Genomic DNA, 23,917 nt, shown 5'->3' with positions numbered 1-23,917 from the left:
CTATGTTAAGGTAAACTCTTTAGAGAGATGATGCGCCAAATATTTAAACATATTAAAGGCTGCAGGTGTGTTGCTTGTTGGGAGTCCATCGTCTAAAAAATACTCACCTTTAAATACCAAAACATCGTCTTTTTCTTCTACAGAAGTGGCACGCATGCCCTTTATATAGTTGTCATGATCTTGGATGATTTGATTGGCAATTAGAAGCAGTTCAAATTGGCTAATGGCTTTTCGTTGGCTCATGGGAAATCACAATTATTAGTTAAGCAGATGGGGCGGAAGTCTACTTTGACACTTGAGAATACTCAATAGCTTGTGTGCTGGAAATCTGCGCACAAGGCGGAATATAGTGGGCCTAACTTCATAAATTGATCGGTCTAATCCAGATTCTGTTGACCTTGACATTCGGTTGCGATTAGTATGCGAGCCATTGATATAGCGTGAAAATTTTCAACTCCATTAGTTAGGCGTCAGTCATACGGTTTAATTTTCTTTTCAAAAATGGGTTGAATTTATGTAAATCTCGCTCGATAGTAAAAATAGATGCAACACCCGTTGCCATAGTTTAGTCATCGTGAGGACCACTTGTCGTTATGGGCAAATCACTTGTAATTGTAGAGTCACCTGCCAAAGCCAAAACCATAAATAAATATCTTGGTAAAGACTTTGTTGTTAAATCCAGTGTTGGACACGTTCGTGATCTTCCAACTGCAGGGCAATCTACAGGTAAAAAAGCGGCAGCCGTCTCCACCAAGGGATTAAGTCCTGAGGAAAAAGCGAAGCTTAAAAAAGAGAAAGATCGCAAAGCGCTAATCAAAAAAATGGGTATTAACCCATATGATGGCTGGGATGCAAACTATCAAATTTTACCAGGCAAAGAAAAAGTTGTCGCAGAGCTACAAAAGTTAGCCAAAGACGCTGATTACGTCTATCTCGCAACCGATTTGGATCGCGAGGGAGAGGCGATTGCTTGGCACTTGCGAGAAATTATTGGTGGCGATGAATCACGTTATCGTCGCGTGGTATTTAATGAAATTACCAAAAACGCTATTACCGCGGCCTTTGAAGAGCCCGGTGAGCTAAATATAGACGGCGTCAATGCGCAGCAAGCTCGTCGCTTTATGGACCGCGTTGTTGGATTCATGGTGTCGCCGTTGCTATGGAAAAAAGTGGCGCGTGGATTATCGGCCGGTCGAGTTCAATCTGTCGCTGTTAAACTTTTGGTTGAGCGAGAGCGCGCGATTAAAGCGTTTATCCCAGAAGAGTTTTGGGATATCCATGCAGATACACTGACTCAATCAAAAGAAAACTTTAAACTGTTGGTGGCACAAAAGAACGATACGTCGTTTAAACCAACCAATCAGCAACAGGCAGAAGAAGCCGTCGCGGCCCTTAAAACGGCCAAGTTTGAAGTGTGCAAACGCGAAGACCGCCCGACATCAAGCAAACCTTCAGCACCTTATATTACGTCTACACTGCAACAGGCAGCGAGTACTCGACTGGGTTACGGCGTAAAGAAAACAATGATGCTGGCGCAGCGTTTGTATGAAGCAGGTTACATTACCTATATGCGTACCGACTCAACGAACTTGAGTAAAGACGCTGTAGAGTCGCTGCGAGAGTATATCTCGACCGAGTATGGTGATGCTTACCTCCCACCAAAACCAACGGTTTACGGTAGCAAAGAAGGTGCGCAAGAGGCGCACGAAGCCATTCGTCCATCAAGTGTTGAAGTGAAAGCCGACGACCTTAAAGCAATGGAAGCCGACGCCCACAAATTATATAGCCTCATTTGGAACCAGTTTGTCGCTTGCCAAATGACACCGGCCAAATACGATTCAACCACGGTGAGTGTGAAAGCCGCTGAGTACACGCTCAAAGCGAAAGGTCGTATTTTGAAGTTCGACGGTTGGACACGAGTTCAGCGTCCTTTGGGTAAAAATGAAGATCAAATTCTTCCAGCAGTGCAATTGGGTGACACGCTGTCACTTAATAATCTCGATCCTAAACAACACTTTACTAAGCCACCGGCACGTTTCACAGAAGCTGCATTGGTTAAAGAACTCGAGAAACGCGGAATCGGTCGTCCGTCGACCTACGCGTCTATTATCTCTACCATTCAAGACCGTGGTTATGTAAAAGTTGAGCAGCGCCGCTTCTACGCAGAAAAAATGGGTGAAATCGTTACCGATCGACTAGGCGATAGCTTCGACGATCTGATGAACTACGATTTCACTGCTCGTATGGAACAAAAGCTGGATCAGATCGCTGAAGGCGATGCCAATTGGAAGAACGTTCTAGATAACTTCTTCAGTGATTTCACCCACGACCTGCAAACCGCTGAGCTTGAAGAAGATGCTGGCGGTATGAAGCCAAATCATATTGTGATCACGGATATCGAATGTCCAACCTGCTCACGCCCTATGGGGATTCGTACAGCATCCACCGGTGTATTCTTAGGCTGCACAGGGTATGCGCTACCTCCAAAAGAGCGATGTAAAACTACCATTAACCTTGGCGATGAAGAAGGCATTGTTAACGTTCTTGAAGAAGACGTTGAAACCGCCGCTTTACGTGCTAAAAAACGTTGCCCAGTGTGTGAAACGGCAATGGATGGCTACCTTATCGATGACAAGCGCAAACTTCACGTGTGTGGTAACAATCCAAACTGTGAAGGCTATGTGGTTGAAAAAGGCGAGTTTAAAGTTAAAGGCTATGACGGCCCAGTGGTTGAGTGCGACAAATGCGGCTCAGATATGGTGCTGAAGAACGGTCGTTTTGGTAAGTACATGGGTTGCAGCAATGAAGAGTGTAAGAACACTCGTAAAATTTTGCGCAATGGCGAAGTTGCTCCGCCTAAAGAAGACCCCGTCCATTTCCCTGAATTGCCGTGTGAAAACTCGGACGCGTACTTCGTTCTTCGTGATGGCGCATCTGGGCTATTTATGGCGGCAAGTAACTTCCCTAAATCGAGAGAGACAAGAGCGCCACTGGTTGAAGAGTTAGCAAAATATAAAGAGCGTATTTCACCCAAGTTCCATTATTTAGCTGATGCTCCTACTCAAGATCCTGATGGACGCCCAGCTGTTGTTCGATTTAGCCGTAAATCGAAGGAGAACTATATTCGTTCAGAAGTCGATGGTAAGCCATCGGGTTGGACTGGATTGTATATCGACGGCAAGTGGGAAATCACTGACAAACGTAAAAAGACGAAGGCTGAAAAAGCCTAATTAAGACTTAAAAGTGCCGCGATATAGCGGCACTTTTTTTTGGTATTCATTTTTTTTTATTTGGCAAACGTTTGCTTTGTTCGGTGCCGTTGAGAATAAATTGAGCTATGGTTACTATCAGCGCACCCAAAATGTCATCCAATAAATCGATATGAAATTTCCCGGCCAACGTAAGTCAAAACACTATTTTCCCGTTAACAAACGAGACCCGTTGATAACGTCCTCTGTTGTATCAGCCAAAAACAAAGGCTCATACATCGTTGGTATTGACCAGACATTGGTTGACATCGAAGCGCGCGTCTCTGATGACTTCATAGACCGCTACGCGCTTAGTAAAGGCCATTCATTGGTAATTGACGATGTAAAAGCCGAAGCGCTGTATAACGAACTCAAAGATAATGACCTAGTAACCAATGAATTTGCTGGGGGCACTATAGGCAATACTTTGCATAATTTTTCGGTGCTTGCCGATGATAAATCTATTCTTTTGGGTGTGATGAGCGAAGATATTAAAATCGGTAGTTATGGCTATCGGTATCTTTGTAATACCTCGAGCCGTGTTGATCTTAATTACTTGCAAGGTGTACAAGGCCCTATTGGACGCTGTTTTACGTTAATTAGTGATAATGGTGAACGAACCTTCGCTATTAATGAAGGACGAATGAACCAACTAAATAGCAGCAGTATTCCTGAATCGATATTTAAAAAAGCCGCAGCCCTTGTTATTACCTCTTATTTGGTACGTTGCCAAGATGGCGACCCGATGCCAAAGGCGACAATGCAAGCTATCGAATATGCGAAAAAATACGACGTTCCTGTGGTATTAACTCTTGGTACTAAATATGTCATAGAAGGTGACGTGGAATTTTGGCAGGCGTTTTTATCGGAGCATGTTACTGTCGTTGCAATGAATGAAGAGGAAGGCCTCGCATTGACCGGTGAATCCGATCCATTATTAGCCGCAGATAAAGCGCTAGAATGGGTTGATTTGGTATTATGTACTGCAGGACCCATTGGATTATTTATGGCAGGCTATACGGATAATAGTGTTAAACGAGAAACCTCGTTGCCACTATTACCAGGAACAATTCCAGAATTTAACTTATATGAATTTAGCCGCCCTGCCACTAAACAGCAGTGCAGTGACCCAATAAAGGTATATTCTCATATTGCTCCATATATGGGGGGCCCAGAAAAAATTAAGAATACAAATGGTGCGGGTGACGCTGCGCTGTCGGCACTACTACACGATCTGGCTGCAAACCGATACCACAAGCAGAACGTGCCTAACTCAAGTAAGCACCAGCGTGAGTTTCTAACTTATTCGTCATTTTCACAAGTGTGTAAGTATGCGAACCGTGCTAGTTTTGAAGTATTAGCTCAACATTCGCCTCGACTGTCAAAAGGGTTACCTGAGCGAGAAGACAGTTTAGAAGAAGCGTATTGGGAAAGATAACGGAAATACGGTATAAAAAAAGGGAGCCAAAGCTCCCTTTTATATTTTTGATACTTCTTAGATTAGGAAGTCATCAAGAGAAGCACCGGCATCCAGTTTAACTTGAATACCTTTAGGTGTGCGGCCTTGACCAGTCCAAGTTTTTTCTTCGCCGTTTTCATCTGTATATTTGTATTTAGCTGGGCGTGGTGCACGCTTTTGTTTAGGTTTAGTTGCGCCTTCACCAGAAAGCGCAGCAATTAATTCCTCAACATCAATTCCATCTTGAGCAATTTGCTCAGCGTAAGATTTAAGTTTTGCTTCGCGCTCAGCTTTTGCCGCTAGCTCTTCTTCTTCAGAAGATTTACGTTCTTCAACAACAATAGTCAATTTATCTAGCGCTTCTTCTAATTGCTCTAGAGTCAATTCACGAGAAAATGCGCGCAGGCTACGAATATTTAAAAGTGTTTTGGTCAAGTCAGACATTTATGAACCCTTTTTATTTGTTTTGTAATGTATTAGCCGGAATATATCAAAACTTTATATTAGTTAAAAGTAATAAACTGATATTTTACGTTAATTGACGCTGATTAATTAATATCCTTATATATGAAACTAATACACTAAATAACTGTTCTATGGTTTTACAGCGTAGAAGTGGAGAATTTTCTTGCCATCAAGGAAAAATTCATTAGAATGCGCTAAATCTAAACCACAAAGCGATATTATATGTTGTTAGTTTGTTTCTAGCACGTAAAGTTATCGTAAGTGAAGTAGAGGCGCGATACATATCAGTATTGTCAAGTAGGGTGATGCCGCTGTAACTTGATGAAAAAGGATGTGTCGCCGAAGTATCATGGAGTATCAAGCCGTGATGCTGGGGTTGTTTGCGAAAGTGACAACACTGCCATAGTAAAGGTTTCAATCTCACCTAAACTGATTGAAGCTGTTGATTCACTATGGAGCGCTACTGTAGGTTAAGAAAACCCCCTTATGTTTCTTTTCTTATCTTTACTGCAGTAGATCTCTTATCCAATTTGGTTAATGAAGGTCATGAATTTAGTTGATTTTTCTGCGTCTGCTTTTTCTCTGTTGCCACCAATGGTTGCGTTGGCACTAGCAATAATTACTCGTCGAGTTTTATTATCACTCGGTGTAGGCATCGTACTCGGTGCATTTTTACTTAACGATTACTCATTCGGTAGTACCTTAGGATATGTCTTTAGCAGTGCAAAAGGCGTTGTCATTGAAGAGGGTGGTTTAAACGAATGGAACATGAGTATCGTCTTCTTCTTACTTCTCCTCGGTATGATGACCGCGTTATTGACGTTGTCTGGCGGTACACGTGCCTTTGCTATTTGGGCTCAGTCTAGAGTTAAGAGCAAACGAGGCTCCAAACTACTGGCTGCGACACTTGGGGTGTTCATATTTGTTGATGATTACTTTAACAGTTTAGCCGTAGGTGCGATTTCACGCCCTGTCACTGACCGTTTTTACGTATCTCGCGCAAAATTGGCCTACATTCTCGATTCAACCGCGGCGCCAATGTGTGTGCTTATGCCAGCATCAAGCTGGGGCGCGTACATAATGACCATCATTAGCGGCATCTTGGTTGCTCACGGTATGACAGAGTACTCTGCTCTGGGTGCCTATATTGCACTGGTGCCGATGAACTTCTATGCGGTTTTTGCCTTGTTACTGGTTTTTGTTGTCGCTTGGTTTAAGCTGGATGTTGGCCCAATGCGCAAGCACGAAATCGAGGCGAGTCAAGGAATTGGCTTTAGCAGTGATTCGGAAGTAGAAGGCTCGCATGAGATCAATGAAGAGTTGGACATTACCGAGAGCGAGTTTGGACGAGTGTCCGATTTAATTCTTCCAATTGTATCGTTAATTGTCGCCACTGTCGGTTTCATGATCATGACCGGCGGCCAGGCTCTCGCGGCTGATGGTATCGGCTTTAGTTTGCTTGGTGCCTTTGAAAATACAGATGTTGGCCGTTCCTTAGTTTATGGTGGTTTAGTCGGCTTAGGCTTTGCGCTATTCACCGTCATTCGTCAAAAGTTGTCTGCTTCTGACATTAGCAAAACATTATGGATCGGTGCGAAAGCAATGTTTGGCGCGATCCTTATCCTGTTTTTTGCGTGGACCATTGGTACGGTAATTGGTGACCTTAACACGGGTAAATATCTATCAACCTTGGTTGAAGGTAATATTTCGCCTGCGCTTCTTCCGGTTATTTTGTTCCTTCTGGCTGGTCTTATGGCGTTCTCTACTGGTACGTCATGGGGCACATTTGGCATCATGTTACCCATTGCGGGTGATTTGGCTGGCGCAACCGATCTTGCGCTGATGTTACCTATGCTAGGCGCCGTGTTGGCTGGCTCTGTGTTTGGCGATCACTGCTCTCCGATTTCAGATACCACTATTTTGTCATCGACGGGTGCTCGCTGTAATCATATTGATCACGTTGCTACCCAGTTACCTTATGCGATGACAGTGGCACTGGTGTCATGTGTTGGCTTTATCACCTTAGGCTTTACACAATCGACGTGGTTATCTTTTGGCGTGGCGACTGTCGCGTTCATTATCGCATGTTCGGTGTTAGGCTTTTTGTCTCGCACTAAAATGCGCGCTGCGTAACCACCAAATAATCTGACGAAAAGGGGCCTTTGTGGCCCCTTTGTTTTATTTGTGATAAAAAATATCGCGCAGGGTATTGCAAATAGGATTCGGCTTAGTTACTGTGAAGTCATCATCAAATAGGAACTACATAAGTATGCGATTTGTCGGTCTAAACCACCATCATCACCATCACCCAAGGTAATCTTTCGGGAGATGTTCGCATACCCGGGAGATACACTCCCGGAGGACGATTTTGATCAACAGATTCAAACCCTCGGGAGACCATTCTTCCGAGGGTTTTTTAATTTTTAACGAATAATCAGTATCAAAAATTGGGCACAGGGAAACTGCAATGCAAACACAACGTTTACGAATCGCTATTCAGAAAAAGGGCCGTCTAAGTAAAGAGTGCCAGGAGCTACTCAAAAAGTGCGGTGTGAAGTTTACCGTCATGGGCGAGCGTTTAGTCGTACACTCAGAAAATATGCCCGTTGATTTGCTTCTTGTCCGTGATGACGACATTCCAGGTCTCATTATGGATGGGGTTGTGGATCTCGGTTTTATCGGCGAGAACGAACTCGAAGAAGTGCGACTGGAGCGTAAAGCGCAGGGTGAGCCTTGTTCATTCACGCCACTTCGCCGCCTCGACTTTGGCGGGTGTCGCCTGTCTATCGCTATCGACAAAGATACCGAATATAACGGCCCACAAGACCTCGCAGGCAAACGTATTGCAACGACTTACCCACAGCTACTGAAAGCGTATATGGATGAAGTTGGCGTTCCATTCTCTACCTGTATGCTGACTGGCTCAGTTGAAGTGGCGCCACGTGCGGGCCTCGCCGATGCGATTGCAGATTTGGTGTCTACTGGCGCAACACTGGAAGCCAATGGTCTTAAAGAGTGTGAAGTCATCTTCCAATCTAAAGCAACGCTGATCCAACGTGACGGTGAGTTTGATGCAGACAAAATCGCACTGATTGAAAAACTGCTGACTCGCATGCAGGGTGTACAACAAGCCAAAGAATCAAAATACATCATGCTTCACGCACCTGTAGCTCAGCTCGAGCAAGTTAAAGCGCTTCTACCTGGTGCAGAAGATCCAACCGTACTGCCACTTTCAACCGATAAAGACAAAGTAGCAATCCATCTTGTCAGTACCGAGAATCTGTTCTGGGAAACCATGGAACAGCTTAAAGAGCTAGGCGCTAGCTCTATTCTGGTGTTGCCAATTGAAAAAATGATGGGGTAAAGACAATGAGAAGTGTGGTTTGGCAATCGTTAAGTGAATCACAGCAGGAGAGCGCTTTAGAGCGCCCTGCCATCGCAGAAGGTGCAAATATTACCGCTGCGGTGAGTGATGTCATTGCAGAAGTGAGAGCGGGTGGAGACAAAGCGGTTACTGCTCTGACTGAGAAGTTTGATAAAACTTCTCCTGACTCTATCCGTGTCAGCAACGCGCAAATTGACGCGGCTTGTGAACGACTTTCAGAAGAAATGAAAGCGGCGCTTGAGCAGGCATACTCAAACATCGCAACCTTTCATACTGCACAAAAGCCACAACCGCTGCGCGTTGAAACGCAGCCCGGGGTTGTGTGCGAACAAGTAACACGTCCGATTCAGAAAGTGGGTCTCTATATTCCAGGCGGCAGCGCACCATTGCCGTCGACCGTGTTAATGCTAGGCGTTCCTGCCCAAATTGCGGGCTGTCAAAAAGTAGTGTTATGTTCACCACCGCCGATTGCAGACGAAATTCTTTATGTGGCAAAACTGTGTAACATCGATGAAGTGTATAACGTCGGCGGAGCACAAGCGGTCGCGGCCATGGCGTACGGAACAGAAACCATTGCAAAGGTGGACAAAATCTTTGGCCCAGGCAATGCCTATGTGACAGAAGCAAAAAGACAAGTTAGTAATGACTTTAAAGGTGCAGCCATTGATATGCCTGCAGGTCCTTCCGAAGTGTTGGTCCTAGCGGATGAGACCGCTGACGCCGATTTTATCGCCGCGGATCTATTAAGCCAAGCAGAGCACGGCCCTGACTCACAAGTGGTGCTGGTCACACCGTCTCCAGTTGTCGCAGATCGAGTGATCGATGCTGTGAACCGACAACTGGCCGAACTTTCGCGTAAAGAGATTGCCCAGCAAGCGCTAGGGTCGAGTTTGATCATTGTTGCCGAGTCTTTGACACAAGCGGTATCAATTTCTAACTATTACGGTCCAGAGCACCTTATCGTGCAAACCAAGAATCCTCGCGAGCTGTTGCCGCTGTTAGATAATGCAGGCTCGATTTTCTTGGGTGATTGGTCTCCAGAGTCAGCGGGGGATTACGCCTCTGGTACCAATCACGTACTGCCGACCTACGGATACACGCGTACCTACTCAAGTTTAGGGCTCGCGGATTTTTCTAAACGTATGACCGTTCAAGAACTGTCTGCTGATGGTCTGATGAATCTTGCTCCAACAGTCGTCACAATGGCAGAGGCGGAAGGTTTGGATGCGCACAAACGCGCAGTCACTATCCGTGTAGAAAAACTACAAGCGAGAGAAGGGGAGCAATAATGGAAAAACTTGCTCGCCCAACGGTTCAAGCTCTTACCCCATACTTATCTGCGCGACGTATTGGTGGCAGTGGCGATGTATGGCTAAACGCCAACGAATCGCCCTTTAACAACGCCTATGTCGTCGATAGTGATGCGCTGAATCGCTACAGTGAATGCCAACCTGCAGAGTTGATAAATGCCTATGCGGCTTATGCAGGTGTGACGCCTGATAAAGTGCTTACGTCTCGAGGCGCAGACGAAGGGATTGAGCTATTGATCCGCGCCTATTGCGAGCCAGGGACAGACAGTATTCTCTACTGTCCACCGACTTACGGTATGTACGCGATAAGTGCAGAGACAATTGGTGTAGAGCGTAAAACTGTGCCGCTTACACAGTCTTGGCAACTTGACCTTGATGGCATCGAAAAAAATCTGGATGGGGTAAAACTTGTCTTTGTCTGCTCGCCAAACAATCCCACGGGAAACCTAGTCAACCGCGACGATATCATTCGCTTGCTCGAGATGACCAAAGACCGCGCCATAGTGGTGATGGATGAAGCGTATATCGATTTTTGTCCAGAGGCGTCCACGGTTGATTTACTAGGCCAATACCCAAATCTGGCGATTTTACGCACCCTATCAAAGGCGTTTGCACTGGCAGGGCTGCGTTGCGGCTTTACGCTGGCTAACCCAGAATTAATCAATGTATTGCTCAAAGTGATTGCACCATACCCTGTGCCGATCCCTGTCGCTCAAATTGCGACACAAGCGCTCACCAACCTTTCGCAAGCGCAACAACAAGTCGATACACTCAATAAAAACCGTGCTTGGCTAGCAAATGAGCTTGCTGAGAATGCTCAATTGACGGTATTTGACGGGTGGGGCAATTACTTATTGGTCCAATTTCCGGACGGTGATGCGCTATTTAAAGCCGCTTGGGACAGTGGCATTATTTTACGTAATTCACCGATACAGGATTGCGTGAGGATCAGTATTGGCTCAGAGCAAGAGTGCCGGGCGACAATAGAATTTATACAACAGTATTACGCCAAGTAGAGCATAGTGCTTTATCACTGGCAGCAATTAAAAGGACGTAACCGTGACAACACAGCAAAAAATCTTGTTTATCGACCGTGATGGCACTCTTATTGAAGAGCCACCGGTAGATTTTCAGGTCGACCGTCTCGATAAACTCAAATTTGAACCTCTGGTGATCCCAAGCTTGCTTGCGCTTCAAGATGCTGGCTACCGCTTGGTCATGGTCACCAACCAAGATGGCCTTGGTACCGACAGCTACCCACAGCAGGATTTCGACGCGCCTCATAATATGATGATGGATATCTTCACATCACAAGGGGTGAAGTTTGATGACGTGCTGATTTGCCCTCACTTCGAAGAAGACAACTGCTCATGCCGTAAGCCAAAACTGGGTATGGTAAAAGAGTATCTGCAAGGTGGCAAAGTCGACTTTGCTCATTCTGTGGTTATTGGTGATCGTGCCACCGATTTACAGTTGGCAGAGAACATGGCGATTCAGGGGATTCAATACAACCCACAAACCATGGGTTGGGCGAAGATCCTTAAAGACTTAACGGTGAAATCGCGTACTGCTTCGGTGGTTCGCACCACCAAAGAAACGGACATTAAAGTCAGTGTTAACCTTGATGAGCAAGGGGGTAACACTATTACGACTGGACTAGGTTTCTTTGACCATATGTTGGATCAAATCGCCACCCACGGCGGTTTCCAAATGCGCTGCGAAGTGGAAGGGGATCTGCATATTGATGACCACCACACTGTCGAAGATACCGCTCTCGCGTTGGGCCAAGCACTAAAAGAAGCGCTAGGTGACAAGCGTGGCATCGGCCGTTTTGGCTTTAGTCTGCCAATGGATGAGTGTCTGGCGCAGTGTGCGTTAGATTTATCGGGTAGACCTTATCTGAAATTTGATGCCACTTTTGATCGTGAACAGGTCGGTGATTTGTCGACGGAAATGGTGGTTCACTTCTTCCGTTCATTAACCGACACCATGGCGTGTACCCTACATTTAAGCTCTGCAGGCCACAATGACCACCATATCATTGAGAGCTTGTTTAAAGCCTTTGGTAGAACACTTCGCCAAGCGATTAAAGTCGAAGGAAATGAACTACCATCGAGCAAGGGCGTACTGTAGGAGATGAGCATGTTGGATCAAAAAGTGGTGATCATCGACACCGGTTGTGCCAATGTTTCGTCGGTCAAATTTGCTATTCAGCGTCTTGGCTACGAGGTGACTATATCCAAAGATCCTCAGGTGGTTTTGGGCGCGGATAAGCTGTTTCTACCGGGTGTGGGTACAGCCAGCGAAGCGATGAAGAACCTGCAAGAGCGAAACCTGATCACGTTAGTGAAACAAGTTGAAAAGCCGCTGTTGGGGATTTGTTTAGGTATGCAACTGCTGGGCAAACTTTCTCAAGAAAAAGGCCACAAAGCCAGTGACACAGTCGAGTGTTTGGGCTTGTGTGAAGGGGAAGTGAGTTTACTTCAAACCGGTGATCTGCCGTTGCCCCATATGGGTTGGAACACAGTGAAAGCCAATCAAGGTCATCCGCTGTTTAGAGACATTGAAGAAGGCGAGTACTTCTACTTTGTACACAGCTTTGGCATGCCCGTTGGTGAGTACACCATCGCACAGTGCGACTATGGACAAGGCTTTAGTGCTGCCATTCAAAGTGGTAACTATTACGGTGTTCAATTTCACCCAGAGCGCTCATCTAAGGCTGGGGCTCAACTCATTCGAAACTTTTTAGAGTTATAAGGACAGACAGTGATTATTCCTGCATTAGATTTGATAGAAGGACAGGTCGTTCGACTCTTTCAAGGGGACTATGGCCAAGTCACAGAATACAAGGTTGATCCAGCCGAACAGTTTAATTTATACCATCAAGCCGGTGCCAATTGGCTGCACCTTGTTGACCTAACAGGGGCAAAAGACACTAAGGCAAGACAGCTTGACCTTATTGCAACGTTACTCGCGAGTACACCAGCCAGCATTCAAATTGGTGGCGGAGTTCGCACAGAGCAAGACGTGGTTGACCTGCTAGAGGCAGGCGCTCAGCGCGTTGTTGTAGGCTCAACGGCGGTAAAACAGCCAGAGTTAGTCAAGTCTTGGATGGAAAAGTACGGCGCAGAGAAGATCGTATTGGCGCTGGACATCAACATTGATGACCAGGGTGTGCGAAATGTTGCGATCTCTGGGTGGCAAGAAGACTCTGGGGTTACCATTGAAGCGTTGATCGATGATTACCTCACGGTCGGTCTTAAACACGTTTTGTGTACCGACATTTCTCGTGATGGCACCTTGCAAGGCTCAAACGTAGAGCTTTACATTGATTTGTGCAAACAGTACCCACAGGTTGCGTTCCAGTCTTCCGGTGGCATCGGCTCATTAGATGATATCGCGGCGCTTAAAGGCAGTGGTGTCGCTGGTGTCATCGTGGGAAGAGCGTTGCTTGATGGCAAATTCACCGCAGAGGAGGCTTTTGCATGTTGGCAAAGCGAATAATACCTTGTCTTGATGTCCGTGATGGGCAGGTGGTTAAGGGCGTTCAGTTTCGAAATCATGAAATCATCGGTGATATCGTTCCTCTTGCGCAGCGTTACGCTGAAGAAGGCGCTGATGAGTTGGTTTTTTATGATATTACGGCTTCCAGTGATGGTCGCGTGGTAGATAAAAGCTGGGTCGCTCGCGTCGCAGAAGTCATTGATATTCCTTTTTGCGTTGCTGGTGGTATCAAATCGGCTGAGGATGCCGCGCGCATACTTGAGTTTGGCGCAGACAAAGTGTCTATCAATTCACCAGCGCTCGCAAATCCAGAGTTAATCACTGAGCTGGCGGACAAATTTGGCGTGCAGTGCATTGTTGTCGGTATCGACTCCTATTTTGATAAAGAGACAGGCAAATATCAGGTCTACCAATTTACAGGTGATGAAGCGCGCACTAAGGCGACATCATGGGAAACGCGTGACTGGGTTCAAGAGGTCCAAAAGCGTGGCGCTGGTGAAATTGTATTGAATATGATGAACCAAGACGGTGTTCGCCAAGGATACGATATTGAGCAGTTGAACATGGTAAGAGAAGTATGCCATGTACCTCTTATTGCCTCTGGAGGCGCGGGTGCAATGGAGCACTTTGCTGAAGCCTATCAAAAAACCAACGTTGACGGTGCGCTTGCCGCTTCGGTTTTCCACAAGCAAGTGATCAACATTGGTGAGTTAAAACAGTATTTGAAACAACAATCTATTGAGGTGCGATTATGAGCACAGCGTTGCCAATAGTCGATTGGGAGAAAGTCGATGGTTTGGTGCCTGCAATTGTTCAAGACTTTGAGTCTAGTCAGGTATTAATGATGGGGTATATGAATCCAGAAGCCTTGGATAAGACCTCTGAAACTGGGCAAGTAACTTTTTTCTCTCGCACAAAGCAGCGCCTTTGGACCAAAGGCGAAACCTCTGGAAACGTGTTGCAATTGGTCAATATGTCACTTGACTGCGATAACGATACGTTATTGGTAAAAGTGAACCCGATTGGACCAACATGCCACACAGGGACCACAACCTGTTGGGATGGCGATCCCCAAACTGAGTCACAAATGGTGTGGCTTCATCAACTTGAACAATTGCTTGCTGAGCGTAAACATGCCGACCCAGAGTCTTCCTATACCGCCAGCCTCTATGGGCGCGGCACAAAACGTATTTCGCAGAAAGTGGGCGAAGAAGGTGTTGAAGTCGCGCTTGCGGCAACGTCGGGCGACAAGGCGGAATTAGTGTGTGAGTCTGCTGACCTCATATACCATTTATTGGTACTGCTGCAGGACCAAGACATGTCGTTAAGTACGGTAATTGATAAGTTGAAAGAGCGACACAAATAGCGGTTGCTTTTTTCAGATATAAAGGCACAAACGCTGGCGTTTGTGCCTTTTTTGGGTTCTACTACGCGGGAAAAAAGAAACGCCCCCGTTTAGGCTTAATCTTAGACTGTAATACTGTGTGATTTTTTCGCTAATAGTTTGAAATGACAAAGGGGACGGAAGGAAAATTAAATGAAAAAGAGAGTTAACGTATCCATTGCATTTATTTGTCTATTTGCAGTGGGCTATTTCGTGGCAACGCAAGATGGCCGAGATGCTGTCAAACGTTACGAACGACACTATGTCTGTAGCGATCGATCCCTTAACTATTACCTCTCTTACGAAACGACTAATTGGCACTATGAACAACGTAACATTTACAGCAACTTGATCACTAGAGGGCGCTTCTTTGGTGTATCTGCCGACTCACTACAAAAAGTGCACCAAGACAACACTGCGCGAAAGTCCAAAATTGAGTATATACGCAAAGATGCTGTAGAAGAATTTGGCTGCATGGCGCTGTGGCAAAACAGAGACAGTTAGTTTCTGTTAATTAGTGACTGGTTAGTTAACTTAAACTCTATTTGTCTTGATGTATCGCTTACTAGTCTAAAACACTTTCAATTAACCCATATTTGAGATCCAAAAATGCACGAATCTACACTATTGGTCAGCTCTGCAATGTTGACGTTTTGGGCGATATTTCTCGCTGAAATGGGCGACAAGAGCCAATTGGTTTGTATGGCACTGGCTGCCAAACATCGAAGTAAACCGATCCTGCTTGCGGCTGTATGTGCCTTTTCGATACTCAATTTGGTCGCGGTTGCCCTAGGTGTTTCATTGGGGAATTGGTTTTCAGAGTTTTGGATCACTTTAGTGGCGGCGGCTGCATTTGCCTATTTTGGGTTAACCAGTCTCTTCGGTGGCGAAGAGGATGAGGATGAAGAAATCTCTCAAGTCTCTTCGCGTCGTCTGTTCATCAATACATTCTTATTGTTATTTGTTGCAGAGCTAGGCGATAAAACGCAGTTGGCCGTGGTCACACTCTCGACCACCAATAATATGTATGGCGTGTGGATAGGCGCCACCACAGCGTTAATAGGCACATCCGCGCTTGGAATTTATGCGGGTCGTCGCTGGCTATCCAAGATTGACATGGGTTTACTGCATAAAATCAGTGGTACGTTCTTTATTGGTTTGGCAATAATGATGTTGATAACCTTAATAAGGCTTTAACCGACGTGTTTACCCACAGCACTTTTTATATTTTTTACCGCTTAGGCAGGGACACGGGTCATTACGTTTGATTTTGATTGGTTCAAGCTGAACGTGATCGTCAAAAGTGCCATCCTTATAAAACCACAAGCCGTCTTGCTGTATAAAACGTGACAACTCTTGCATGCTGTAAAGCGTATCATTTTCGATATACTGGGCACGAAACTCCACAAAGCCAACCGTGCTGTCTTGTGGACTGATCGCGCTAGAAATGACGACGAGATGGCACCAATCTAACGACACAGAATCGGCTATTTGCTGTTTTTGCTGTTCTGCGTGGCAGTCTGGATGATAGGTAGCAACAACATAGTCGACAAGTTTTAAGTAGTGCGCACTGTATCGGCTTCTCATCAGCTTCTCGGGCGTGTCAGCTGCCGCGTGATTGGCGTGGATAGGTTGACAGCAGTTGCTATAAGTCAGACCGCTGTTGCAGGGGCATTGTGGTTTGTGCATGAGGCTAATTAGTGAAATTGTGTTTAGCGTTAGTTTAACAACTATCGACTAGATTTATTAGATCGTTTTACCTGATTTGACCATAGCATAGATTGCTCATAGCACTCGCCGATATGCGGTTGTGCAACACCGCAGCAATCGGAGATCTGCTGCACCGTTTCCCAGTCGGCTTGTTCATAAGCCTCAATCAGGTTAATCATGGTACCTAAAGGGCCTTCACGTTCATTAAGAGCAAGCTTAATGTCCGGATCGAGCGGGATATCATTGAGTAATTCTGGCAACGGCCTATCTAGCAGAGAGTCGAGCACAGAAAACATACCGGTTAAAAACGCCTTACTGTGGTCGACTTGGTTTTGACCATCAACAGCCAATAGCTCAGCAAAACGTGCGCGTTGAAGCGAAAGGCCGTAAAGCGAACTGGGTTTATTATTATTGGTGCTGGCTATTGCGACTAAGGAAATAAAACGTCGCAGTCGGTCTTCCCCTAAATAGGCCAATGCCTGACGAAATGATTTGATTTCGTTGCTTATTAACGCACTAGAGTTAACGAATTTAAGCAATTTATAACTTAAGCTAAGATCCTGAGTGATAAGCGATTCAACATATTTGTAGTTAATACTGCGCTTAGAGACTTCTTTCAATAGATGGACAATAGTGAGGAACGTGGGTTCTATCGCTTTCTTTTGTAACAACTCAGGTCGGCTAAAAAAATAACCTTGATAGAGTTCAAATCCAGCTTGCTTGGCTTGCTCAAACTCTTCGTAGGTTTCTACTTTTTCGGCTAAGAAGTGAATATCATAACCGCGCATACTATCAATGAAAATCTGTGCTTTCTCAACCGGAATAATGCGAATATCAAACTTAATGATCCACACAAAAGGTAAAAAACGCTTCCATCTCAGCGAAGGTTGAAAATCATCTAAAGCGAATTTATAGCCCTGATTATAAAGATATTTTACCGCATCGAAAAGTTGGTCGTTTGGCTCACTTTCTTCAAGGATTTCGATGACAATTTGTTCTTTAGGGAATAAGCCTGGAACAAGGTTGATGATGCTTTGTTGTGGGAAGTTCACAAAAGCCAATTTGTTTTCCAGTAGAGTACTATTGGAGTCAAAAAAGTTGTCTGATAGCAGTCGACTGGTTGCTTTTTCGGGCTCAATTTCTGGGAACGTGTTTCTCGGCCCATCCCGATAAAGTAATTCATAACCAAAAGTCTGACGTTGAGAATTCAGTATCGGTTGTCGAGCAACGTAAGAGAAAGTCAAAACTGCGTAAAATCGAGTTCAAATGATTATTTTATTGTACATGGTTCTGTAAAGATGTCAGCAGGTTGACGACAAATAACGCAAATTATTTGGGCTCGACAATCGGCTCTTTTATCACTCTGTGATCACGTTCAGTAACACGAAGTACGAAATTATGACTATGCCAATCGCCAAGAACTCGACGTTTGCCAGTTTGGTTGGTGAGCGCCACGGTGTGCAAGGCTGGACGGTGCGTATGTCCGTGGATCATCTGCGTCACTTGTTGACGATTAAAGGCGTCAATGACAGCGTGTTGATTAACGTCCATGATATCGAGCTGCTTGCCCTGCTTATCATTTCGCGCTTGTCCTTTTACCTTAGCCACAATTTTAAGTCTAAGTGAAAGAGGTAAATGATTGAACACCCATTGCAACCATCGTTGGTTAACCTGTTGACGAAATTCTTGATATTTCACATCGTCAGTACAGAGTGTATCACCATGCAGTATCAGAGTAGGCACTCCGTACAAGTCGATCACAGTCTCGTCGCCAAGCAGAATCACTCCGGTTTGTTTAGCAAAACGTTTACCCACTAAAAAGTCGCGATTACCTTTGACCAAGTAGATATCGATCCCTCTATCGACAGCGTCCTTAAGGGCGTTTTTAATCTGTAGATTAAATGGTGTGTTGTAGTCATCACCTACCCAGAACTCAAACAGGTCACCGAGAATATACAGCGCATCGGTTTCTTTTGTATCCAAATTAGCCAGTAGCTCCAAAAAGCTGGTTGTGATCCCAGGGCGGGTTTCACACAAGTGGAGGTCGGAAATAAAGTAGGTTGTCATTGGCGCGCCGCTATAAGTAAAAGGAGGGCAAGCTTGTTGGCTTGCCCTTGATTCAGTGTTGTCTGAGGAGTCTTATTCGACGGTCGATCCAGTGATCACAACTTCCTCAAGAGGAACATCTTGGTGCATGCCCATAGTGCCAGTGCTTACACCTTTAATTTTATTCACAACTTGCATGCTTTCTTCGTCAGCTACCTCACCAAAGACACAGTATCCCCAGCCGTCAAGGCTTTCTGAGGTGAAGTCTAGGAAGGTGTTGTTATTCACGTTAATGAAGAACTGAGAGCTTGCTGAGTGCGGCTCCATAGTGCGAGCCATTGCTAGCGTGCCGACTTTATTGCTCAAACCGTTGTTTGCTTCATTTTTAATAGGCGCACGGCTCGACTTTTCTTTTAGTCCAGAAGTCATGCCACCACCTTGAACCATAAAACCATCGATCACACGGTGGAAAAGAGTGTTGTCGTAAAAACCATCTTTACAATACTGAAGGAAGTTTGCTGCTGTTTCTGGCGCTTTGTCTTCGTATAGGTCAATTTTGATGTCACCAAAGTTGGTGTGCAGGGTGATCATGGTCTGTATCCTTTTTATCTGTTAACGGCCAATATGGCATTACGCGGGCGATTTTAATCGATCCTTATGTAGAATGTCACGGCCAAGGCGCTAGAAGCTTGCTGCAGTATTAATTGCAAAGCGACAGCAACCAAACGATTAATAATAGCTCGCTCAGCTATACCCTGTTGAGTATGAAGTTGATATACTGCGAGGCTAGCCTTGTAAAACCAACAACATAGTAGAGATCATGTTAAAGATATACAACACATTGACCAAGCGAAAAGAGGAATTCAAACCCATCACTGACAATAAAGTGGGCATGTACGTGTGTGGTGTCACCATCTACGATCTCTGTCATATTGGTCATGGCCGCACGTTTGTTTCTTTTGATGTGGTATCTCGGTACCTACGTTATTTGGGCTATGACCTAAATTATGTGCGCAATATTACCGATATTGATGACAAAATCATTAAACGTGCCGCAGAAAATAACGAAAGCTGCGAAGCGCTTACCGAGCGACTGATCGCTGATATGCACGCCGACTTCGATGCGCTGAATATGAAGCGTCCGGATCACGAGCCACGAGCAACTCAATACATTGATGAAATCATCGCCCTAGTAGAGCGATTGATCGAACGTGAGTTTGCCTATGTCGCTGATAACGGTGACGTGATGTTTGAAGTGGCTAAATACGATGAGTATGGGCGTCTTTCCAAGCAAGATTTGGAACAGCTTCAAGCTGGTGCACGTGTCGACATCGACACCGCGAAGCGCAGTCCATTGGATTTTGTGCTTTGGAAGATGTCTAAGCCAGGTGAGCCTACATGGGAATCTCCTTGGGGGGCTGGTCGCCCTGGCTGGCATATTGAATGTTCGGCAATGAATTCTAGCCTGCTTGGTAACCATTTTGATATTCACGGTGGTGGTTCAGATCTTACTTTCCCTCACCATGAAAACGAAATTGCTCAGTCTTGCTGTGCGCACGATACTCAGTATGTCAATACTTGGATGCACAGTGGCATGGTGATGGTCGATAAAGAGAAAATGTCTAAGTCATTAGGCAATTTCTTTACCATTCGCGATGTATTGGGCCACTTTGATCAAGAGACGGTTCGCTACTTCTTGATGTCTGCACATTACCGCAGTCAATTAAACTACAGCGTAGACAACCTAGAGCAATCTAGAGCGTCTCTAGAGCGACTCTATACATCGCTACGTGGACTGGATATGAAGGCAGCGCCGGCAGGCGGAGAAGCGTTTGTTGCTAAGTTTACCAACGCAATGAATGATGATTTTAATACGCCAGAAGCCTATTCGGTATTGTTTGAAATGGCTCGAGAAATTAATCGTCTCAAAACAGAAGATATTAACAAGGCCAGTGGGTTAGGTGCTCTAATGCGTGAACTTGCAGCGGTTGTAGGTATTCTTCATCAAGATCCAGAAGCTTTCTTGCAGGGCAACGAAGACGACGATGAGGTGGCTGAAATCGAAGCGCTGATCAAATTACGTAACGACTCGCGTGCAAACAAAGACTGGGCCAACGCCGACTTAGCTCGTGACAAGTTGAACGAGATGGGCATTGTGCTGGAAGACGGCGCTCAAGGTACGACTTGGCGACGCAAATAAGTTTACTGACAAAATAGGACTGTTCAGCAGTCCTTTTTTACAACCAAAATTCAAGGATTTCACATTGGCACAGATGTATTTCTATTATTCTGCGATGAACGCAGGTAAGTCGACGACACTACTTCAGTCATCATTTAACTATCAAGAGCGTGGGATGAACCCGCTAATCTTTACCGCAGCCATCGATGATAGAGAAGAAGTTGGCAAGGTCAGTTCGCGGATCGGCTTACAGGCAGACGCACACCTTTTTGACGGCGATACCGACTTATTTGAGGCAGTAAAAGCGTTATACGCAAAGGAAAAATGTCATTGTTTGTTGGTGGACGAGTGCCAATTTTTAACCAAACAACAGGTGTATCAACTCACGGAAGTGGTCGATAAACTTAACATTCCTGTGTTGTGTTACGGGCTACGTACGGACTTCCTTGGGAATTTATTTGAAGGCAGCCAGTTCTTGTTGGCGTGGGCAGATAAATTGGTTGAATTAAAAACCATTTGTCACTGTGGCCGCAAAGCCAATATGGTGATCCGTACCGACGAATCAGGTAAAGCCATTGCCCAGGGCGATCAGGTTGCTATTGGTGGTAACGATCGCTATGTGTCGGTATGTCGTCGCCACTACAAAGAAGCGTTGAACAAATAGCCTACTAATATAAATATAAAAACGGGCGACCTTTAAAAAGGTTGCCCGTTTTTTATTTAGCTAAGAGGTTGACGCTATGTGTTGTACACACCAAACTGCTGCATTGCGTACGCTACGCGCTCTTTGACGTTAGGGTACTGAACTTGCTCTTCAAGGTTTTCAATATGATTTAACCGAGGAAGTAATCCGGCGCCATTAGCGATTTGGATTGCAAGCCCAGGACGGGCGTTCAGTTCGAGCACCATAGGCCCTTCTTCACGATCTAACACCATATCTGTGCCCATATAGCCAAGGCCAGTCATCTCCCAAGCACTTGAGGCAATCTCTAGCAGTTTTTCCCAGTGAGGTACTTGTAAGGACGCCAGCTCTTTTCCGGTATCTGGGTGGTGAGTGACAGGTTGGTCAAACTGTACAGCTCGCACTGCTCGACCGGTTCCTATGTCTATACCCACGCCCACCGCACCTTGGTGAAGGTTGGCTTTACCGTCAGAATCACTGGTAGATAGTCGCATCATTGCCATAACAGGGTATCCCTGAAAAACGATGATACGGACATCAGGCACGCCTTCGTAACTAAACCCTTCAAAGCAAGAGTCGAACTTAATTAAGTTTTCGACGACTGCGACGTCATTCTTACCACCGAGTGAAAACAGACCAGCTAAGGTGTTTGTGATGTGACGTTCGACTTCGTCTTTCCCCACTGTAGCGCCTGACGGCTTGGTGTAGGTGCCGTCTTTGTGAGAGGTAATCACTAGGATCCCTTTACCACCACTTCCTTGAGCAGGCTTAATCACAAAACCTGGCCAATTCTCTACCATTTTGTGGATACCTTTTACCGAAAACTGGTTCTCGATAACGCCAATGAGAGTAGGGGTACTGGCGCCATGTTTTTTGGCGACAATTTTGGTTTTAAGTTTGTCGTCCACAAGTGGGTATTTGCTACGGTCGTTGTAGCGCCCAATGAAACTGTGGTTTCGCTGGTTCATCCCCATGATCCCTTTACTGCGGATCTTAAACGGTGAAGTAAACTGACTTAACATAGCTTAATCCTCCGCGAGTGGTTTAAAGCGACGTAATTCAGTGAGGCGGTAGCCGGTGTAGTTACCAAGCAGCAATATTGCCGCCAGTATGATCAGTTGGATACCCATAAAGTTAAACGTTAGATGCTGAACATATGGGTTGGTCATCGCAGCGTACACCAGAATTGCGGTGAGTAATGAACCACCACCTTGAAGCATGACTTCTTTGGCACCTTCTTCTTCCCATAGAATCGACATACGCTCAATGGTCCAAGAGAGGATGATCATTGGGAAGAAGGTAATGGTTAACCCTTCGACAAGTCCAATGTTGAACGCGACAATGGTAAAGACAGAAATGATCAGTATTACGGTAATAATAACTGCAGATATTCGCGCCACTAACAGTAAGTTAAGCTTGGTGAGATAAGCACGGATAACCAGGCCTGTTCCAACGATCAACAAAAACCCGACGATACCAGTGAGAAGTTGTGTTTGTACAAACGCAACAGCAATCAGCACTGGCATAAAGGTACCGGAGGTCTTGAGACCAACAATCAATCGTAGGAATACGACGATAAAGGCACCAATAGGGATGAGCATTATGGTTTTAAACATAGATTGCTCTTCAATCGGTAAGCTGTGAATAGAGAAGTTAAGTAGGCTATCAGACTCGACTTTTTTACTCGTAGCAACGCGAGGAGAGATATCTTGGGCAATCATTGAAAAGCGAACTTGGCTGTTCTCAACACCAATCGCATCGAGCAACGAGACGTTAGACTCGTCCCAAATTAACACGTTGTCTTTTTTTCCCTGAGCTCCGGTATCGGCGTTAAACAACTCCCACTTTTTGCCATCCCAAACTTGTATCATATTGGCAGCGACTTGACGTCGACGTCCATCTTCAAGTGTTACTACGCCAACAACACGGTTTGCCACTCCTGCGTGTGACAACAGTGCGGTTAAGGCGTCAGTTTTATCATATTGATTAAGCAACAATGCGGCATTTTGACTGTCTTTGTCATTCAGTTTTTTCGTCAACTCGCGAGCAAATGTAACATCATCTGCAGAGCGACTTATGGCCTGCTCAATAATAGCGTTTGCGGCAGCTTCTTGAGGGCCATCGAAAGTCGGGGCAATGATGTCAACGTCTTCAGGTTTGATAGGCTCAAGTTTAACATTTGGATCCACCAAGAACTGTGTTTTGTAATAAATGGTTTGTGGACCATCGGCGTATCGAATTGACCATTCAGCTCGACGACCAGCGTCAGTGTCAACATAAGACACACCGTATCCAGGTGAAGAGGCGCTTTCATCAATCAGCGTAAATCCGGGTTGGGTATTCGGCGCGGCCAACGAAATTTTTACTTTGTCACCTAGGGCATCGAATTCTATACGAGCTTCTACGTCCCATACTTCACGTGATTCACCGGGTAACCACGGCACGCCGTAATCTGCATGCCTAGTAAAGCTTAAAGCAACGCCAACAACGACCAGCACGGCCACTAGTAAATAAAACGGGACTCTCGAAATCATAACTGTCCTTT

General features: G+C 45.5%; 23 protein-coding genes, 1 riboswitch and 1 other annotated feature. Of the genes, 15 read left to right on the top strand and 8 right to left on the bottom strand.

The window, feature by feature from the left end; translation table 11 throughout:
- Positions 1–243 carry a YciN family protein gene (locus ST37_RS09255; RefSeq protein WP_084885673.1) on the bottom strand — a complete coding sequence of 81 codons (243 nt, stop codon included), beginning with the start codon at positions 241–243 and terminating at the stop codon, positions 1–3.
- Between the two features lie 350 nt (positions 244–593).
- On the opposite strand from ST37_RS09255, the gene topA reads away from it, so the two are divergent.
- Complete coding sequence (gene topA, locus ST37_RS09250) at positions 594–3,230, top strand: type I DNA topoisomerase (protein WP_084885672.1); 2,637 nt, start codon at positions 594–596, stop codon at positions 3,228–3,230.
- Positions 3,231–3,381: 151 nt separating this feature from the next.
- Positions 3,382–4,686 (top strand): inosine/guanosine kinase, encoded by a 1,305-nt coding sequence (locus ST37_RS09245; protein ID WP_084885670.1) that lies wholly within the window; start codon positions 3,382–3,384, stop codon positions 4,684–4,686.
- A 57-nt stretch (positions 4,687–4,743) separates the two neighbouring features.
- Here ST37_RS09245 and ST37_RS09240 read toward each other — a convergent pair whose 3' ends face one another.
- Positions 4,744–5,151, bottom strand: a complete 408-nt coding sequence (locus ST37_RS09240) for an H-NS family nucleoid-associated regulatory protein (protein WP_084885669.1) — start codon at positions 5,149–5,151, stop codon at positions 4,744–4,746.
- 280 nt (positions 5,152–5,431) lie between these two features.
- Positions 5,432–5,643, top strand: a riboswitch (Lysine riboswitch).
- Positions 5,644–5,718: 75 nt separating this feature from the next.
- Here ST37_RS09240 and ST37_RS09235 point away from each other — a divergent pair.
- From ST37_RS09235 to ST37_RS09185, 11 genes are all read left to right on the top strand, one after another.
- Positions 5,719–7,305, top strand: coding sequence for a Na+/H+ antiporter NhaC family protein (locus ST37_RS09235; RefSeq protein WP_084885667.1), 1,587 nt, complete (start codon positions 5,719–5,721; stop codon positions 7,303–7,305).
- A 159-nt stretch (positions 7,306–7,464) separates the two neighbouring features.
- Positions 7,465–7,593: a sequence feature (His leader region), on the top strand.
- 46 nt (positions 7,594–7,639) lie between these two features.
- Positions 7,640–8,536: an ATP phosphoribosyltransferase gene (hisG, locus tag ST37_RS09230; protein WP_084885666.1), complete on the top strand. Its 897-nt coding sequence runs from the start codon at positions 7,640–7,642 to the stop codon at positions 8,534–8,536.
- A gap of 5 nt (positions 8,537–8,541) precedes the next feature.
- Positions 8,542–9,846 carry a histidinol dehydrogenase gene (hisD, locus tag ST37_RS09225; RefSeq protein ID WP_084885664.1) on the top strand — a complete coding sequence of 435 codons (1,305 nt, stop codon included), beginning with the start codon at positions 8,542–8,544 and terminating at the stop codon, positions 9,844–9,846.
- Positions 9,846–10,883 carry a histidinol-phosphate transaminase gene (hisC, locus tag ST37_RS09220; protein WP_084885663.1) on the top strand — a complete coding sequence of 346 codons (1,038 nt, stop codon included), beginning with the start codon at positions 9,846–9,848 and terminating at the stop codon, positions 10,881–10,883. The genes hisD and hisC overlap by 1 nt, the downstream gene beginning before the upstream one ends.
- A 43-nt stretch (positions 10,884–10,926) precedes the next feature.
- A complete protein-coding gene (gene hisB, locus ST37_RS09215) occupies positions 10,927–12,000 on the top strand; it encodes a bifunctional histidinol-phosphatase/imidazoleglycerol-phosphate dehydratase HisB (protein WP_084885661.1) in 1,074 nt (357 codons plus the stop codon).
- A 9-nt stretch (positions 12,001–12,009) separates the two neighbouring features.
- Positions 12,010–12,624, top strand: a complete 615-nt coding sequence (hisH, locus tag ST37_RS09210; protein WP_084885659.1) for an imidazole glycerol phosphate synthase subunit HisH — start codon at positions 12,010–12,012, stop codon at positions 12,622–12,624.
- Between the two features lie 9 nt (positions 12,625–12,633).
- Entirely contained in the window at positions 12,634–13,371 is a 738-nt protein-coding gene (gene hisA, locus ST37_RS09205; protein ID WP_084885658.1) for a 1-(5-phosphoribosyl)-5-[(5-phosphoribosylamino)methylideneamino]imidazole-4-carboxamide isomerase, read from the top strand.
- Positions 13,353–14,126: an imidazole glycerol phosphate synthase subunit HisF gene (gene hisF / locus ST37_RS09200; RefSeq protein WP_084885656.1), complete on the top strand. Its 774-nt coding sequence runs from the start codon at positions 13,353–13,355 to the stop codon at positions 14,124–14,126. The genes hisA and hisF overlap by 19 nt, the downstream gene beginning before the upstream one ends.
- Entirely contained in the window at positions 14,123–14,737 is a 615-nt protein-coding gene (gene hisIE, locus ST37_RS09195) for a bifunctional phosphoribosyl-AMP cyclohydrolase/phosphoribosyl-ATP diphosphatase HisIE (protein ID WP_084885655.1), read from the top strand. The genes hisF and hisIE overlap by 4 nt, the downstream gene beginning before the upstream one ends.
- 171 nt (positions 14,738–14,908) lie before the next feature.
- Positions 14,909–15,259 carry a hypothetical protein gene (locus ST37_RS09190; RefSeq protein WP_084885654.1) on the top strand — a complete coding sequence of 117 codons (351 nt, stop codon included), beginning with the start codon at positions 14,909–14,911 and terminating at the stop codon, positions 15,257–15,259.
- Positions 15,260–15,364: 105 nt separating this feature from the next.
- Entirely contained in the window at positions 15,365–15,952 is a 588-nt protein-coding gene (locus ST37_RS09185) for a TMEM165/GDT1 family protein (RefSeq protein ID WP_084885652.1), read from the top strand.
- Between the two features lie 9 nt (positions 15,953–15,961).
- Here the strand turns inward: ST37_RS09185 and ST37_RS09180 are convergent, their stop codons facing one another.
- From ST37_RS09180 to ST37_RS09165, 4 genes are all read right to left on the bottom strand, one after another.
- Entirely contained in the window at positions 15,962–16,444 is a 483-nt protein-coding gene (locus ST37_RS09180; protein ID WP_084885651.1) for a YchJ family metal-binding protein, read from the bottom strand.
- Positions 16,445–16,485: 41 nt separating this feature from the next.
- The gene (locus ST37_RS09175; RefSeq protein WP_084885649.1) at positions 16,486–17,709 is read right to left on the bottom strand and encodes an HDOD domain-containing protein; all 1,224 of its coding nucleotides are present in this window, start codon (positions 17,707–17,709) and stop codon (positions 16,486–16,488) included.
- An 85-nt stretch (positions 17,710–17,794) separates the two neighbouring features.
- Positions 17,795–18,532, bottom strand: a complete 738-nt coding sequence (gene lpxH / locus ST37_RS09170) for a UDP-2,3-diacylglucosamine diphosphatase (RefSeq protein ID WP_084885648.1) — start codon at positions 18,530–18,532, stop codon at positions 17,795–17,797.
- Between the two features lie 72 nt (positions 18,533–18,604).
- Entirely contained in the window at positions 18,605–19,102 is a 498-nt protein-coding gene (locus tag ST37_RS09165; RefSeq protein ID WP_084885646.1) for a peptidylprolyl isomerase, read from the bottom strand.
- A 229-nt stretch (positions 19,103–19,331) separates the two neighbouring features.
- On the opposite strand from ST37_RS09165, the gene cysS reads away from it, so the two are divergent.
- Positions 19,332–20,711 carry a cysteine--tRNA ligase gene (gene cysS, locus ST37_RS09160; RefSeq protein ID WP_084885645.1) on the top strand — a complete coding sequence of 460 codons (1,380 nt, stop codon included), beginning with the start codon at positions 19,332–19,334 and terminating at the stop codon, positions 20,709–20,711.
- A gap of 64 nt (positions 20,712–20,775) precedes the next feature.
- Positions 20,776–21,354, top strand: a complete 579-nt coding sequence (locus ST37_RS09155) for a thymidine kinase (protein WP_084885643.1) — start codon at positions 20,776–20,778, stop codon at positions 21,352–21,354.
- Positions 21,355–21,428: 74 nt separating this feature from the next.
- Here ST37_RS09155 and ST37_RS09150 read toward each other — a convergent pair whose 3' ends face one another.
- Together ST37_RS09150 and ST37_RS09145 are read right to left on the bottom strand one after the other, a co-directional pair.
- Positions 21,429–22,394 (bottom strand): alpha-L-glutamate ligase-like protein, encoded by a 966-nt coding sequence (locus ST37_RS09150; protein WP_084885641.1) that lies wholly within the window; start codon positions 22,392–22,394, stop codon positions 21,429–21,431.
- 3 nt (positions 22,395–22,397) lie between these two features.
- Positions 22,398–23,906 carry an inactive transglutaminase family protein gene (locus ST37_RS09145; RefSeq protein WP_084885640.1) on the bottom strand — a complete coding sequence of 503 codons (1,509 nt, stop codon included), beginning with the start codon at positions 23,904–23,906 and terminating at the stop codon, positions 22,398–22,400.
- Positions 23,907–23,917 lie beyond the last annotated feature (11 nt).

Origin of the sequence: Vibrio sp. qd031 (assembly GCF_002100145.1) — a bacterium.
Lineage (GTDB): Bacteria > Pseudomonadota > Gammaproteobacteria > Enterobacterales > Vibrionaceae > Vibrio.
Note: the sequence above shows the minus strand (reverse complement) of the source record. Positions and strands in the feature narration are given on the sequence as shown.